This is a genomic window from Desulfovibrio sp. An276 (assembly GCF_002159665.1).
GTDB lineage: Bacteria > Desulfobacterota > Desulfovibrionia > Desulfovibrionales > Desulfovibrionaceae > Desulfovibrio > Desulfovibrio faecigallinarum.
On record NZ_NFJC01000027.1, the window covers coordinates 1 to 14329 of the forward strand.

Here is a 14329-nt window from a genome sequence, read left to right on the forward strand (position 1 = left end):
GAGCCGACCAAGGTTCAGAACGACATCTACAAACTCCTGAAGGTTCACCCCGCAAAGGAATACCCCCGCGTTGGAAACTTTTAGGGGGCACGATGTGTGGTAAGAAAATTTACCCGGGAACTCAGGCTTATGGCTTGGAGAAACCGAATCCGGCCAGGATCTTCTGGCCTTCCTCGCTCAGCACGAAGTCGACAAATTTGGCACCGTCAGCGGCGTTCTTGCCGGTCTTGGCTACAGCGATGGGGTAGGAGACGGGCTCGTGGCCGCCCACGTTGGCGATGATCTTCACCTTTTCACCGGCCTTCAGGGCATCGGTGCGGTACACAAAGCCAGCGTCCACTTCGCCGCGGGACACGTAGTCAAGGGCCTGGCGCACGGAGGCGGAGTTGATGTACTTGGGAGCAAGCTTGTCCCAGAGCTTGGCATTGGTCAGGGCATCGCGGGTGTAGCGGCCTGCGGGCACGGAGTCGGGGTTGCCGATGGCAATGCGCTTCACCTTGGCGGAATCAAGGGACTTCACGTCCTTGATCTTGAGCTTGCTGTCGGAAGGAACGATGAGCACGAGGTCGTTGAGGGCAAAGTTCTTGCGGGTGGCAGGATCAATGAGGTTGTCCTTCTGGGCCTTGTCCATGGTCGCCTGGTCAGCGCTTGCGAACACGTCCACAGGAGCTCCTTCCTGCATCTGCTTGAGCAGCGGATTGGAGGCTGCGTAGTTGGTGAGGACATTGACGCCGGGATTCTTCTTCACGAAGGCGGCCTTGACAGCCTCGAAGGCGTTGGTAAGACTCGCTGCGCCGGACACGTAGAGATCGGCAGCATTGGCCGTTCCTGCGAAGCACAGGCCGGCTGCCAGGGTCAGACCAAGAAGGGATTTCTTGAGATTCATGACAAAACTCCTGTTGTGGGATGTTGTCGCCCGTGCCCACAAGACGCGGCACAGGCATCGGGTTGAACAATTTTGGCGCAAGGGCCGGGACTATACGAGGCAAAAAAGTTCCGGTATAGAGCACAGCGCCTCCAATAGCCCGGGACTTGGGGGACAGGGGCATTGATTTCACTTTCCAGGGATATTTTGGGATGAAGCAACTTACCAGCAAGGAACTGCATCAGCTCACAGAAGCATGGCTCTCATGGACCAGATCCGCTCCCAACGACTCGCAGCTGCGCAGCCGCGAGCGGCTTTTGCTCGTCTTCCTCCTCATCCGCCACGGCGCCCTGCGCCTTGGCGAGGCTCTGGAGATCAACGACCTCAAGGATTTCGACTATCCCACCTGCACCATACGCATAGGAGGAAGCCGAGGACGCGAGGTCCAGATTCCGGAAAAGGCCATGGAGGCCATACACGAACTGGTTGATTCCCCGCGCATGCTGCGCCTGCGCGGCAGCATCACCCATATGGACCAGGGCTATGTGAGAAAGCGCTTCTACGCCATAGCCCCCTTGTGCGGGCTCGATCCTGCCAGCGTCGGGCCACAGATCGTGCGTCAGTCCAGGGCATCGGAACTCTTGCAGGCAAATATCCCCCTCAATATAGTCCAGAAATTTCTCGGCCAGCGATCCCCTGTGCAGGCCGCAAGCTTCATCAGCTTCACGGACGATGACGCAAGGCGCATCGTCCACAACCACCTGCGCCAGGAGGCCCTGAAGCGCTCCTCGGCCCGCAATGCCTTCACGGGAACTGTCACGCGCCTTGTCGTGGACACTGTCACGGCCTTCGTGGAACTCACCACCCTGCAGGGCATTCGTGTCCATTCCCTCATCACTGTGGAGAGTGTGCAGCGTCTTGGCCTGCATGAGGGGCAGGTCCTGAACGCCACAGTCAAGGCTCCGTTCATCATGATTGCTCCCCAAAACGGGCAGGAAAAGGAAACCATGTCCGGCTGCAACCGCTTTGTCGGCACAATCAGCAGCATCAACAGGGGCGTTGTCGAGAGCAGCGTGGTTGTTGACGTGGCCGAGAAGACTACACTGTGCTCGGTACTGAGCACAGACGAGCTGGAAGAATACGGATTTGCGAAGGGAAGCCTGGCCTGTGTGTCCTTCAGCCCCTTCACGGTGGTGCTGGGGCTTCCCGAAGAATAGGGGCTAGGCACAGGCCCCCTGTCCTTCCTCCTGGTGAATGTCCTGCACAAGATTAAGCAGGGCCTTCTTGCTGGATTCGCCGCTGTCCTTGTATACGGACCAGTCCTCGCAGCGGCAGACGTGGCCTCCGGAAAAGACAACGAGCATGTCCGCGAAGGCCTCAACGTCGTCCGGATCGTGGGAAATGATGGTCACAGGAATCTGCCAGTCCTTGAGAAGAGTGCGAATTTCGCTGCGCATGCGCACACGCAAAAGAGGATCCAGAGCAGAGAAGGGCTCATCCAGCAAGAGGATGCGGGGCTCTGCTGCCAATGCCCTTGCCAGGGCCACGCGCTGGCGCTGGCCTCCTGACATTTCTCCGGGCAGCCTGTCCCAGAGCTTGTCCACCTCGAAACGCTCCAAAAGCTCGTGGGCGCGCTTTCTGGCTTTGGGTGTGAGCCTCCCAAGGGGGCCGGAAAGGGCAAAGCCCACGTTGTCCAGGGCGCTCAAATGGGGAAAGAGGGCATAGTCTTGCAAGAGGTAGCCCACATGGCGCGTCCTGGCCGGACGGTTGATGCGGGATCTGGAATCGAAGAGCACGTCCCCGTCCACCTCGATGTAGCCGCTGTCTGGGCGTATCAATCCTGCTATCATCTGCAGGGTAAGGGTTTTGCCGGAACCGGACGCGCCAAAGAAGACCATGTTCGAGGCTGTGGATTCCACGTCCGCCACAAGAGCAAAGTCTCCATGGTTTCCGTGCAGTTTTTTGCGCACATGCAGAGAAATCACTTGCTTGCCTCCGTCTGAGCTTTTTTCGCCTTGGAGCGTGACCTTTTTTCGCCTCCTATGCGTGCGGACAAAAAGGAGTCCGCAGCAACCAGGATGGACAGGCAGATAAAGGACGTGAGCAGCACAAGCGAGAGAGCCTTGGGATCGTCGCCTGCCTGGAAGGCGTCGTAGATGGCGAGTGCCAGGGTCTGGGTGCGGCCGGGAATGTTGCCGGCTATCATGAGGGTCGCACCGAATTCGCCCATGCCCCTGGCAAAGGCCAGCATGGAGCCGGCCAGAATGCCACGCCAGGCAAGCGGCAGGGTGACAAGGAAAAAGATCTTGGCTTCGCTCGCCCCCAACGTCCTTGCAGCGTCCTCGTAGCGTGGGTCAACGGACTCGAGAGCTGCGCGCGCGGACTTGTAGATAAGCGGAAAGACCACGACTGTGGCAGCGATCACAGCACCCTGCCAGGTGAAGATGACCTCGATGTTCATGTCGGCCAGCCATTCGCCGAGAATGCCCCTGCGGCCGACAACCAATATGAGGTAGTAGCCAAGAACAGTGGGGGGCAAAATCATGGGCAGGGTACACAACGCATCGAGAACCTTTGAAAAAAAGGATTTTCGACGCATCTGAAATCTTGCCACAGCCAGGCCCGAAATCAGGGCAACAAGTGTCGCAAGCCCTGCCACCTTCAGGGAAAGGTAGATGGGAAACCAGGGCGGCACGGGAAGATCCCAGAACATAGGCAATACTCTCTCATAAAAAGGCAAAGAAAATCGTGCCAAGTATAGCACGCGACATTCAACGCGCAAGACAAACACGCTTTTGCGCAAAATGAAGCCTCTTGTCTCTTCACAATCTCCCGGCCCTTGCTCTCCTGTCAGGGCCTTTTCTGGCCCCCCTTTCCCTGCAGCCTTTTCGGGACATCGCAAGTACAGTCTGAAAATACGGGAACTTGCCTTTCGGAAGAAGCAGTGGCCTTCTTTTTTGCAACTTCGTGACTTTTTTCCCAAGCTTGTGCCACTTTGGGGAAAGTTCACCCAAAAACCGTGTCATTTTTGCCTTTCTCTGCATCTCCTGCTTATGAAAGATCTGGATTCACTGCCCTCTCGCGCAAGACCATGGCCGCTGCTTTTCTGATGTCCGGAGGTATTGTGGGGTCTCTTTTTTCTGTCCCGCTCATCATCTTTCCTTCTGAGGCAATCTCTCTGCGGAGCTTTTTGAGGATGCTTCCTTCCACTTGCATGGGTCTTTCCTTGTCCGCAACGAGAGAAACAGGGATAACAGAACAGATGGACAGAAGGTTCTTCTTTCGCCCTTCCTTGGCTCCCTGACACGATTTTGTCAAAAAGAGAGGGACGGCCAGGGCATTGTGTTGCCTGCTGCCGTCCCTTGTATGTGACTTTCTTCCGTTTTTTCGGATGCCGAAATCATTTGCCTTCTTCGCTGCCCAAGACCTCGAAGCTGTCTCCCGGGCGCACCACACCGCCGCTCAAGATGCGGCAGAAGATGCCTTTCTTGGGCATGATGCAGGTACCCACCAGATTTCTGATTTCGCAGCCCTGGTGACAGGTCTTGCCAATCTGGGTGAGCTCCAGAAGAATGTCCTTTCCTATGCGGAAGCGTGTCCCTATGGGGTAGCTTGAAAGTTCCACGCCTTCGGTCGTGATGTTCTCGGCAAAGTCGCCTGGCTTCACGTCCGCGCCAAGCGTTCTCATGAAATCTATGTCTTCCTGGCCCAGCAGGCTTAGCTGCCTGTGTGTACCGTCCGCATGGGAGTCGCCCTCGATGCCGTGATTGGCTATGAGAGTGACCTCTGGACAGCTGTGCTTGCGCGTGCCCTTTTTCTCGCTGATATTGACTGCAACAACCCGCATGATGTGACCCCTTGGGTGGATTTGTTCGGATTTCGGGAAAGGGTCTTGCAACCACTCCCCCTGCTGTGTCCTTTCCTTCCAATAACACCTTTTTTCTTCCCGGAACAGGGGAAAACGGGAAAATTTTGTTCCAAAGCCCCTATCACCTTGCGCTCGCTCCCCTCGCTGTCTCAATTTTCCCGGCTCTTCACCGGCACCTTCTTCTGAGATATACTTGTCGAGGCAACAGGCAATACCGGGACTTTGGCTCCTTCGACCCGATACTCCCTATCCTCGTGGCTTCCCTGTCCAGAAATAGTCACGAAAAAGGATATGTTCATTTTTTCCGCCCCTCTGGCTTTGGGCGCACATTTTTTGAGGTAGTCATGGACAAGGAAGACAAGGCATTACTTGGCAAATACACCCCCGAAGAATATCTGGAAAAGGTACTGGCCTTTCACGGGCACGCTGCCCCTGGCGTCCTTCTGGGCGGCTTTCTGGTGAATGCGGCGAGAATGGGACTTCCCGAAGACTGCATCTTTGACGCACTGTGCGAATCCGCCCAGTGCCTGCCAGACGCGATCCAGATACTGACACCCTGCACTGTAGGAAACAGCTGGCTTAAAATACACGACGCTGGTGTTTTTGCCATTGTTTTGTACGACAAGTATACGGGAGAAGGTGTCAGAGCCTATCTTGATACGGACAAGCTTGCGGCCTTTCCTGCGACCCATGAATGGTTTTTCAAGCTCAAGCCCAAGAAGGAACAGGACAGCGAGGCATTGCGTGCCGAGATTCTGGCCCATGGAGCAGACATGATATCCACAAGACCTGTGCAGATGAAGCAGGAGATGCTTGTGCGCAAGAGCAAGGGCGCTATTGCCGTCTGCCCGGGATGCCACGAAGCCTATCCCGCAAGTCAAGGCACTGTCTGTCCCCTGTGCGCAGAAGGCAGAAGCTACGACTACAAATAGGGCGACAGGCTTCTGCCCCTTTTTTGCCGAAAGCCGGATTTTTCCGAACGTTTGAATTTCCCTTATCGGGGCTGCGAACTCCTTCGAAAACCACAGGGGAAAAACATGCTCTTTGTCAATCTGACTGCCTGCCCGGCAGGATCCACGCTGCCTCTTGCCACAGCCCGGCCCCAGGGTGTGAGCTGCCATACCCTTTCTGGCAAGGGCAGGGCCTGCGCTCCTGCAGACCTTCCCAAACTGCCCGTAGGCACAAGCCTTGCCGACGAGGCAGGGACAGCCCATCTTGTGGTTACAGGCCACGTGCTCCTGCCTTCCCCAGACGGGCCCCACGCGCTTTTCTGCCCCCTGCTCACGGCCCTCGTTGACTTTCCGGCAGGAGAAATCGCTCTTCTTCCGGAAAAACGAGGCACAAGCCTTGCCTGGATAACTCTCTCGGACTCCACCCACGCTGGCACGCGCGAGGACGCAAGCGGCCCTGTTTTGGCCAGCAAGGTGCGCGACTTTCTCGATATCGACTATGCGCAAGGCTATCTTCTGCCGGACAACGCCAGCGATCTGCGTGCCCTTCTCACCCACCTTGCCCTTGTGGAAGGCTACGATCTCATCCTGACCACAGGAGGTACGGGCGTTGCCCCCACAGACGTGACCCCGGAAGCCACGGCGCGTGTCCTAGACTACGAACTTCCGGGCTTTGCCCAGGCCATGACCATGGCAAGCCTTGCCAAGACCCCCATGGGCGCCATCAGCCGCGCAAGGGCAGGCGTGATAGGCCGAAGCCTTGTGGTCAACCTGCCTGGTTCTCCAAAGGCCGTACAGGAAAACCTGGAGGCTGTGCTGCCTTGCTTCAAGCACACCATTGAGAAGCTGCACGGGGACAGTACGCCCTGCGGATCCGGCTCGTAGGGCATAAGGAAAGCTCTTGCCAGTCCGTCGCGAAGAGGCCTTCCGGGCGGGTTTGCGCCGCAGATTTGCCCAAAAAAAACTTGACTCCGCTTGGCAGTCAAGCGAAAATGTCACTTTCATTGCAAGCGATCGCTGCATGTTCCGGCTTCCTGCCGCTTTCCCCCAAGAGCAGCCTCGCCTCTCGCACAGACATTTTCCAAAAGCAACGTATGGTGCGCCGGATTGTGCCGGCAGCCCTGTTGCCTTTTTTTGTGAGGCCCTCCCCCGGGGCTTTTCCCATACAGGCTGATTCTCATGACTCACATTCAGACACTGGCCATTCACGCTGGCTACAGCCCAAAGAATGGCGAACCGTCCGTGCTCCCCATAGCCCAGTCCACCACCTTCCGCTACACATCCACGGACGCTGTGGCCAGACTCTTTGACCTCCAGGAGGCAGGCTTCTTCTACACCCGCCTCGCCAATCCCACCACAGACGCAGTGGAGAAGAAGATTGCCGCTCTTGAGGGCGGCGTGGGCGCCATCGCCACCTCTTCCGGCCAGGCAGCGCTCTTCACAGCCGTGGTCACCATCTGTCAGGCCGGCGACCACATTGTGGCGAGTTCGACCATCTACGGGGGCAGCTTCAACCTGCTTGGCTCTTCTCTGAAACGTCTTGGCATAGACGTGACCTTTGTGGACCAGAGACAGAGCAACGAGGAGCTGGCAAAAGCCTTCCGACCCAACACAAAGCTTGTCCTTGGCGAGACCATTGCCAATCCTGCCCTGACCGTGCTCGACATCGAGCGCTTTGCCAGCCTTGCCCACAATCACAATGTGCCCCTTTTGGTGGACAACACCTTCGCGACCCCGTATCTGTGCCGTCCCTTCGACTTTGGCGCGGACATCGTGATCCATTCCACCACCAAATACATGGACGGCCACGCAGTCCAGCTTGGCGGCGTGCTCGTGGACAGCGGCAAATTCGACTGGGCCAGCGGCAAATTCCCCGAATTTACCGAACCAGATCCCACCTATCACGGTACTGTCTACACAAGGGATTTCGGAAACATGGCCTTTATCGTCAAGGCTCGCGTGCAGGTCATCCGCGACTTTGGCTGTGTGCAGACCCCCCAGGGCGCCTTCTACACGGACCTTGGCCTGCAGACCCTGCCCCAGCGTATGGACTGCCACTGCCGCAATGCCGAGAAGGTCGCGGCCTTCCTGGAAGGGCACGCCAAGGTGAGCCATGTAAACTACCCCGGCCTTGCCACAAGCCCGGATCACCATCTTGCGCAAAAGTATCTGCCCAAAGGCTGCGCTGGCGTCATTTCCTTTACCCTGGCAGGCGGACGCGAGGCAGGAGCCCGCTTCATAGACAGCCTGAAGCTCGGTACCCTGGAAGTGCATGTGGCAGACATCCGCACCTGTGTCCTGCATCCGGCCTCTTCCACCCATCGCCAGCTCAATGACGAACAGCTTGTCGAATGCGGCATCGACCCGGGCCTTGTGCGCCTTTCTGTTGGCCTCGAACACGTGGACGACATTCTGGAAGACCTCGCCCAGGCTCTGGACAAGGCCTGATCAAAAAATTCACCCAAAACCAACACCCATGCAAGAGAGCTCACTTGTCATCACCGGAATGGGAGCCGTGACTCCCATCGGCACAGGCACGGACGCCTACTGGAACAGCCTTGTTTCCGGGATCTGCGGCATCGACACTATCACCCGCTTCCCTGTGGACGATCTGCCTGTGCACATAGCTGCGGAAGTCAAGGACTTCGACGCTCAAAAGCTCATCCCCCACTCTCTCGAGCGCAACATGGCCCTCTTCGCAAAGTACGGCTATGTGGCTGCCAGGGAGGCTCTCAAGGACGCCTGTCTCGAGGAGGTGGACGATCCCGCCAGAGTGGGCATTGTCATGGGCACTGCCATGGACGGCATGAGCACTCTTGCCGCCACTCAGGCCCAGCTCTCCACAGGCTCCCTGCACAAGGTGGGGCCGCGCCTTGTGCCCATGGTCCTCGGCAACATGACCGCAGGCATTCTGGCCATAGACCGCGGCTTCCACGGCCCGAGCATCACCGTAAACACGGCCTGTTCCTCTGGCGGAGACGCCATCATGACAGCAGCGATGCTGCTCAATTTTGGCGAGGCGGACGCCATCTTGGTCGTGGGCGGAGAATCCATCCTCTCGCCTGTGCTCATCTCGAGTCTTGCAGCAGCCAAGGCGCTCTCAAGGCGCAACGACGATCCAAAGGCAGCTTCCAGACCCTTTGACAGGGACAGGGACGGCTTTGTCATCGGCGAAGGAGGGGGTGCCCTTGTGATCGAGACAGAGCGGCACGCGAAAGCGCGTGGCGTGACCTCCTACGCAACACTTGCGGGCTTTGCCAACACCCAGGACGGCTACCATATCACTGCCCCGGATCCCCATGGTGCTGGCGCTGCCAAATGCATGCACCTTGCCCTGGAACGGGCAGGCCTTGCTCCATCCGACATAGGCTACCTCAATGCCCATGGTACATCCACGCCCATGGGCGACAAGGTGGAGACACTGGCCATAGACGCTGTCTTTGGGAAAAGCCCGGACCACCTCATGGTCAGTTCCACCAAGGGAGCCACAGGGCACATGATGGGCGCAGGCGGCATCACGGAGATCATAGCCTGCATCAAGGCCCTGCAGACGGGAATACTTCCCCCAAACATCAACTACCACATACCCGATCCCGACTGTGCGCTGAACATTGTGGCGAACACGGCCTGCAGGGCAGACATCCACGCGGCAATGTCCAATTCGCTCGGCTTCGGCGGGCAAAATTCCAGCATCATCCTCACCCGGGAAAGTGGCAACAGGAGATAGCCCTTGCAGCATTCATACGACGTCGAGGCTTTCAGGCAAAACTTTGAACACCAGTACCTCTGGCTGAACGGCTTCATGCGCAATGTTTTGCGCAGGGCCGACAAGCCGGCGCTCTACTGTCCCCTGACCTCGCGCATGTGGACCTACAGGAGCCTGAACGAGGACGCGAACCGTCTGGCCCACGCCCTGCAAAAAGCCGGCGTTGGCCAGGGCGACGTGGTCATGTACGCCCTGCTCAACTCCGCGGAATTCGTCTTTACCTATGTCGCCTGCCACAAGGTGCGCGCTGTGGGCGCGCCCTTGAACTACAGACTCTCCCCAGGCGAGCTTGCCCTGCTCCTTGACGCTTCTGCCCCCAAGGTTTTTGTCTACGACCAGGACTTTGCGCCCCTCATAGCCGAGGCATTGAAGCTTGTGAAAAAAAGGCCCGCGACCGTGGTCATGGCGGATCTGGAAAACAGCGGGACCGCGCCCGAGGGCATCACAACCTTCAGGGATTTCGTGAAGGGCATGCCGGACACAAATCCGCCCCTGCCGGAAAGTGCGGACATCTACGACGAGACCACACGCCTTTTCACCTCTGGCACGACCAATCTGCCCAAGGCTGTGCCCATCAACGATCTCAACGAGACCCTGTCTGCACACGACATTCTCATGCATTTTCCCCTGAATGCCACGGATGTCACCATGAACCTCACCCCGTGGTTTCACCGCGGGGGACTGCACGCAGGCGGTCCGACCCCTGTTCTCTACTGCGGCGCTGCCATGGTCATATTGCGGGACTTTGCCCCGCGCCTTGCAGTGCAGTACATCAGCCGCTACGGTATCACCTATCTCATTGGCGTACCTACGGTCATCAATATGGTTGCCCGCCTGCAGGAAACGGCCCCCACGGACATGTCCTGCCTGCGCGGCATAGTGCTCATGGGATCGCCTTTGGACAGCGAGCCCTGCCAGCGTTACATGCGCCTTCTGACCCCCCACATCAACAACGGCTACGGCACCACGGAAACCCTGTGGAACACCTTCCTGCGCCCCTACGATCTGCCGGAACACGCGGGCTCTGCAGGAACGCCCTGCACGGACGACGACGTGCGCGTGCTCACCTTGAGCACCGAAGGGCAGACGGATCCCGAGGACATGGCTCCCATGGACGGCACGACTGTGGGCGAGGTGGCGATCTTAAGCCTTGCCAAATCCACCTGCTGCTACTTTGCGAACGAGGAGCTCACGAAGAAGAAGTTCAAAAACGGCTGGCTGTACACTGGCGATCTGGCTACCTGGGACGAGCACGGCTACATTACCATTGTGGGCCGCAAGGACGACATGATCGTCTCTGCAGGCGAAAACATCTACCCGACCCAGGTGGAAGCCATTTTGAACGAGCATCCCAAGGTTGCAGAAAGCCTTGTTCTGGGTATTCCGGACCCGAAGCGCGGCCAGATTGTGGTAGCGCTCATCAAGGCAAGCGATCCATCCCTGGACGAGAGGGAAATGAAGCAGTACTGCCTTGAGCACCCCATGCTCTCCCCCTACAAGCGTCCACGCATGTACAAGTTTGTGGATGAACTGCCCCACAACGCCACAGGCAAGCTCTTGCACAAGATGCCCGAGGGCATCACCTTCTAACACTGTCTCTTTTTTCGCCCTTTTTAGCCTTTCCGGAATCTTCAACTCCGCACAATCCAATTTTCGGGGCCGCCCGCCACGGGCTGGCCCCGCAGTTCCCCCTCTTGGGAGCCTTTCAAAGTCTCCTTCCCATCACCTCCCCTACTCTCTTTCGCAATGCCTTGCCCAGCAGGGCTTTTGACTGCCCTGCACGCCGTAGTCCGAAATTTCGGACATACGGATACTCCAGGGAGTCAGCCATGAGCACACAAGATTTTTCCAGGGAACGCTTCTCCTTCACCTCGGACGCCCTGTCCCGGGATCATGCTCTGCTGGTCCTGCGCTTTCATGGCACAGAGGGCCTAAGCTCGCTCTATTCCTTCAACATATCCCTGGCCACACAGCTGGACAGCCTTCCCCTTGAGGACATGCTGGCTTCAAGGGCCAGATTTGTCATCAAAAAGGGAGACTCTGGCAGGGACGCTGTTTTCAGCGGCTACATTGGCAGCATTGCACAGACCTCGCGCTACAACGACTGGACATTCTACGAGGTTACCCTGCATCCCGGGCTGTGGTACGCGACCAAAACCGTACAGAACAACTTCTTTATCGACAAAAATGTACGCGAAATCCTTGAACAGTGCCTGGGAAAGCTGGAACGCTGCTGCCCGAAGTACGAATTCCGTCTGGCCCAAGAGTATCTTAAGCAGGATTTTTCCATGCAGAACAACGAGACGCTCTACGACTACATGGCATGGAAAATGGAGCGGGACGGCCTCTACTACTTTTTCGAAGAAGCGAACGACGGCGAGCGTCTTGTCATCACGGATTCTAGGCTTACGCACGTGAATGTGGAGGGAGTAAATCCCCTGCGCTATTCTCCGGGATCGGGCCTTGAAAACGCGCACAGGGAAGAGGTCATTCCCTCGTTTTCCCTGGCCTGCACGCCGCTGCCCAAACGGGTCATCCTGCGCGAGTACGACTGGCTCAATCCCAACAGGCCCGTAGTCGGCAAAAGCATTGTGTCCGAAAACGGCATGGGCGACGTCTACTATTATGGCGAGGGTTTCACGAGCACAGAGGAAGGCAATCGTCTGGCAAACCTTCGGGCAGAGAGCCTGCGCTGCCAAAGCCGCGTCTTTCAGGGCACAAGTGCCAACCCGCACCTGCGCCCGGGATTCTGCTTCAACCTTGAAGGACACTACGACACATCATTCAACAGGGAATATCTTTTGACAGAGGTACGCCACGAAGGAAGCCAGGAGGCCTGGCTCTCCCAGGCCATTGGCGTTCCCATAGACAACGCGGATCGTCTCTACTACAGAAATTCCTTTTCCTGCGTAGCCTCCAACGTGCAGTTTCGTCCCCAGTGCAGGACCGAGCGCAAGAAGGTCGCGGGCATGCTCACGGCCTTTATCGATTCGTCCTCGGATTCGGCAGTGGCCGAGGTCAATGCAAGGGGCTGCTACAAGGTGGTCTTTCCGCAGGACATTTCCGAAAACGCTCCAGGCAAGTCCTCCTGCTGGGTCAGACGCATGCAGCCCCATGTGGGCAAGGGGCACGGCTTCTCCTTCCCGCTTACGCCAGGCGTCGAGGTACTCATAGCCTTTGTAGACGGAAATCCGGACAGGCCCGTCATAGCCGGTGCCATGAGCAATCCCGAGAGCGGTTTTATGGAAAACCCCTCTTCGGCGCAGGCTGCGGCCATACAAACACCCGGAGGAAACGGTCTTGCATTCAACGACATGGGGACAAAACAGGGCCTTGTTCTTGGCACAGGCGGCAGATCCGGGCTCATGATGTCCTCGGGAAGCACGGACGCCCTGTTGGAGTTCTCGGACAATGCCTTCGAGTCCTTCACCACCTCCTCCCTTATTGAAGCTGGCATATCCCACAATCTGGAAGCCGGTTTCCGCCAGGTGATCAAGGCGGACCACGGCGTCTTCAGCAACCTCAGATCCAATTGCCTGCGCGGATGCATGCAGGCTGCCAGTGGGCTCGAATGGGGCGAAAAGTATGTGGAACCAGAAGAGGAAGAAGGGAAGGAAGAGAAGGAAGAGCAAAAGACTTCAAATATTCTCGATGGCCTCTCCTATTCAGCCACTGTGCTCAAGACCCTGGCTCAGACCGTATTTACCTATGATATGGCCAAGGAAATTTCAGAATCCCAGTATTCGGCAGTGCTTTCTTCGGACGACGAGGCATCGGAACTTCAACTCAATACCAGAGTCAGCGGAACCGATGTAGCCAAGTACATGGGATTCTGGCTATTCCAGGTTTTCCCAAAGTTTGCCTTTGACTCTGCGTCCCTGGGCGTGGGCGTGGATGGAGAAGAAGATGTCAACAAGAAGCGTTCAATGGGACGCAGTTACACGGCAGCCACTGCCGAGGCGCTGGCAGCTGAAGTGACTGCCCTGATTCTTCTGCTCAAAGCCCTGAGAGGGGAGCGTCCCAAGGGCATGCTCATACAAAGCGAGAATGGGCCGATTGTCAGCGCGGCAAAGGAACAGGGCATCCATCTGGCAGGCAAGGGCATGACCTTTGCGGCATTTGACATGATACACAAAAAGGCGTCCGAGCCTGCGGCAATGCTTGCCAATATGGTCAAGGAGAACGAGATTTCCCTGAGAGCAAAGACAATTAATGAACTCTCCACAGAAAACACCAATATTTTGTCCATTAACAAAATAACTGCCAGTTCCCCCAAGATCGTGCTGTCGAGCACAGCCGAGCATGACAGTGTTACAGAGATTCAGCGGTTTATCGCAATATATCCAAATTTAGCCAAGAGTGTTGAAAACTACTTCCAGAACGCCGGTTCTGGAGCAAGCATTTCCATGGAGAGAACGCCCCAGGACAGCAAGCTTTCCATTGAAAACAAAAACGGCCCCATGACCCTGGACAACGAGGGTACATTGACCCTCAAGAACAAGGGCACGACACTCATGGAAAACGAGGCTGAGCAAAACAGTTCCCTCATTGTTCGCTACAAGGCATCAGCAGGTGGCAAACAGTTTTCCCTGTCCATGGATGACAAAGAATGCAAGCTTGGGGATGAACAAAGTCAGGGGCTCCTACTTGGCAAGGACGGAAGCCTGGAACTCAAAAACTCGCAACAGTCTTTGAGTATGCAAGCAGGCAAGCCCATGACGGCCAAGGCAAACGAAATCTCTCTCCATGGCAACTCCTCCGTGACCGTTCAGGGCACAAACATCAAGATTTCTGCCAATTCTGACGTCACCATCAGTGCCGGATCCGGAAAGGTCAAGTGTACTCCAGCATTGGTACAGGTTGGTTGATGCAAATGCTGA

Annotated in this window: 12 protein-coding genes; 7 read left to right on the forward strand and 5 right to left on the reverse strand. The window is 57.0% G+C overall.

All coding sequences use genetic code 11. The features are described 5' to 3' along the window. Positions 1-127: 127 nt before the first annotated feature. Positions 128-886, reverse strand: coding sequence for a molybdate ABC transporter substrate-binding protein (gene modA / locus B5F76_RS10525; RefSeq protein ID WP_087354314.1), 759 nt, complete (start codon positions 884-886; stop codon positions 128-130). Positions 887-1077: 191 nt separating this feature from the next. Here modA and B5F76_RS10530 point away from each other — a divergent pair, with 191 nt between their 5' ends. Then, positions 1078-2082, forward strand: a complete 1005-nt coding sequence (locus B5F76_RS10530; protein ID WP_087354316.1) for a TOBE domain-containing protein — start codon at positions 1078-1080, stop codon at positions 2080-2082. Positions 2083-2085: 3 nt separating this feature from the next. Here the strand turns inward: B5F76_RS10530 and B5F76_RS10535 are convergent, their stop codons facing one another. From B5F76_RS10535 to B5F76_RS10555, 4 genes are all read right to left on the reverse strand, one after another. After that, positions 2086-2850, reverse strand: coding sequence for an ATP-binding cassette domain-containing protein (locus tag B5F76_RS10535; RefSeq protein ID WP_239407030.1), 765 nt, complete (start codon positions 2848-2850; stop codon positions 2086-2088). Next, the gene (gene modB, locus B5F76_RS10540; RefSeq protein ID WP_087354318.1) at positions 2847-3578 is read right to left on the reverse strand and encodes a molybdate ABC transporter permease subunit; all 732 of its coding nucleotides are present in this window, start codon (positions 3576-3578) and stop codon (positions 2847-2849) included. Before modB ends, B5F76_RS10535 begins: the two co-directional genes overlap by 4 nt. A gap of 338 nt (positions 3579-3916) precedes the next feature. Then, the gene (locus B5F76_RS14925) at positions 3917-4081 is read right to left on the reverse strand and encodes a hypothetical protein (RefSeq protein ID WP_162608807.1); all 165 of its coding nucleotides are present in this window, start codon (positions 4079-4081) and stop codon (positions 3917-3919) included. A 184-nt stretch (positions 4082-4265) separates the two neighbouring features. After that, the gene (locus tag B5F76_RS10555) at positions 4266-4712 is read right to left on the reverse strand and encodes an MOSC domain-containing protein (protein WP_087354324.1); all 447 of its coding nucleotides are present in this window, start codon (positions 4710-4712) and stop codon (positions 4266-4268) included. Between the two features lie 365 nt (positions 4713-5077). On the opposite strand from B5F76_RS10555, the gene B5F76_RS10560 reads away from it, so the two are divergent. The 6 genes from B5F76_RS10560 (at position 5078) to B5F76_RS10590 (ending at position 14317) form a co-directional block, all read left to right on the forward strand. Next, entirely contained in the window at positions 5078-5665 is a 588-nt protein-coding gene (locus B5F76_RS10560; protein ID WP_087354326.1) for an FmdE family protein, read from the forward strand. A 105-nt stretch (positions 5666-5770) separates the two neighbouring features. Next, positions 5771-6568, forward strand: coding sequence for a MogA/MoaB family molybdenum cofactor biosynthesis protein (locus B5F76_RS10565; RefSeq protein WP_087354328.1), 798 nt, complete (start codon positions 5771-5773; stop codon positions 6566-6568). A 294-nt stretch (positions 6569-6862) separates the two neighbouring features. Further along, positions 6863-8131: an O-acetylhomoserine aminocarboxypropyltransferase/cysteine synthase family protein gene (locus tag B5F76_RS10575; protein ID WP_087354333.1), complete on the forward strand. Its 1269-nt coding sequence runs from the start codon at positions 6863-6865 to the stop codon at positions 8129-8131. 28 nt (positions 8132-8159) lie between these two features. After that, positions 8160-9410, forward strand: coding sequence for a beta-ketoacyl-[acyl-carrier-protein] synthase family protein (locus B5F76_RS10580; RefSeq protein ID WP_087354335.1), 1251 nt, complete (start codon positions 8160-8162; stop codon positions 9408-9410). A 3-nt stretch (positions 9411-9413) separates the two neighbouring features. Then, positions 9414-11039, forward strand: coding sequence for a class I adenylate-forming enzyme family protein (locus tag B5F76_RS10585; protein ID WP_087354337.1), 1626 nt, complete (start codon positions 9414-9416; stop codon positions 11037-11039). A 239-nt stretch (positions 11040-11278) separates the two neighbouring features. Beyond that, positions 11279-14317 carry a type VI secretion system Vgr family protein gene (locus B5F76_RS10590; RefSeq protein WP_087354339.1) on the forward strand — a complete coding sequence of 1013 codons (3039 nt, stop codon included), beginning with the start codon at positions 11279-11281 and terminating at the stop codon, positions 14315-14317. The last annotated feature ends 12 nt before the right edge of the window (positions 14318-14329 follow it).

What these genes read in the sequence shown, in the direction of transcription:
- B5F76_RS10580 (WP_087354335.1), top strand. Translation starts at nt 8,160, where the DNA reads ATGCAAGAGAGCTCACTTGTCATCACCGGAATGGGAGCCGTGACTCCC.
- B5F76_RS10530 (WP_087354316.1), top strand. Translation starts at nt 1,078, where the DNA reads ATGAAGCAACTTACCAGCAAGGAACTGCATCAGCTCACAGAAGCATGG.
- B5F76_RS10560 (WP_087354326.1), top strand. Translation starts at nt 5,078, where the DNA reads ATGGACAAGGAAGACAAGGCATTACTTGGCAAATACACCCCCGAAGAA.
- B5F76_RS10575 (WP_087354333.1), top strand. Translation starts at nt 6,863, where the DNA reads ATGACTCACATTCAGACACTGGCCATTCACGCTGGCTACAGCCCAAAG.
- B5F76_RS14925 (WP_162608807.1), bottom strand. Translation starts at nt 4,081, where the DNA reads ATGCAAGTGGAAGGAAGCATCCTCAAAAAGCTCCGCAGAGAGATTGCC.
- modA (WP_087354314.1), bottom strand. Translation starts at nt 886, where the DNA reads ATGAATCTCAAGAAATCCCTTCTTGGTCTGACCCTGGCAGCCGGCCTG.
- B5F76_RS10590 (WP_087354339.1), top strand. Translation starts at nt 11,279, where the DNA reads ATGAGCACACAAGATTTTTCCAGGGAACGCTTCTCCTTCACCTCGGAC.
- B5F76_RS10555 (WP_087354324.1), bottom strand. Translation starts at nt 4,712, where the DNA reads ATGCGGGTTGTTGCAGTCAATATCAGCGAGAAAAAGGGCACGCGCAAG.
- modB (WP_087354318.1), bottom strand. Translation starts at nt 3,578, where the DNA reads ATGTTCTGGGATCTTCCCGTGCCGCCCTGGTTTCCCATCTACCTTTCC.
- B5F76_RS10565 (WP_087354328.1), top strand. Translation starts at nt 5,771, where the DNA reads ATGCTCTTTGTCAATCTGACTGCCTGCCCGGCAGGATCCACGCTGCCT.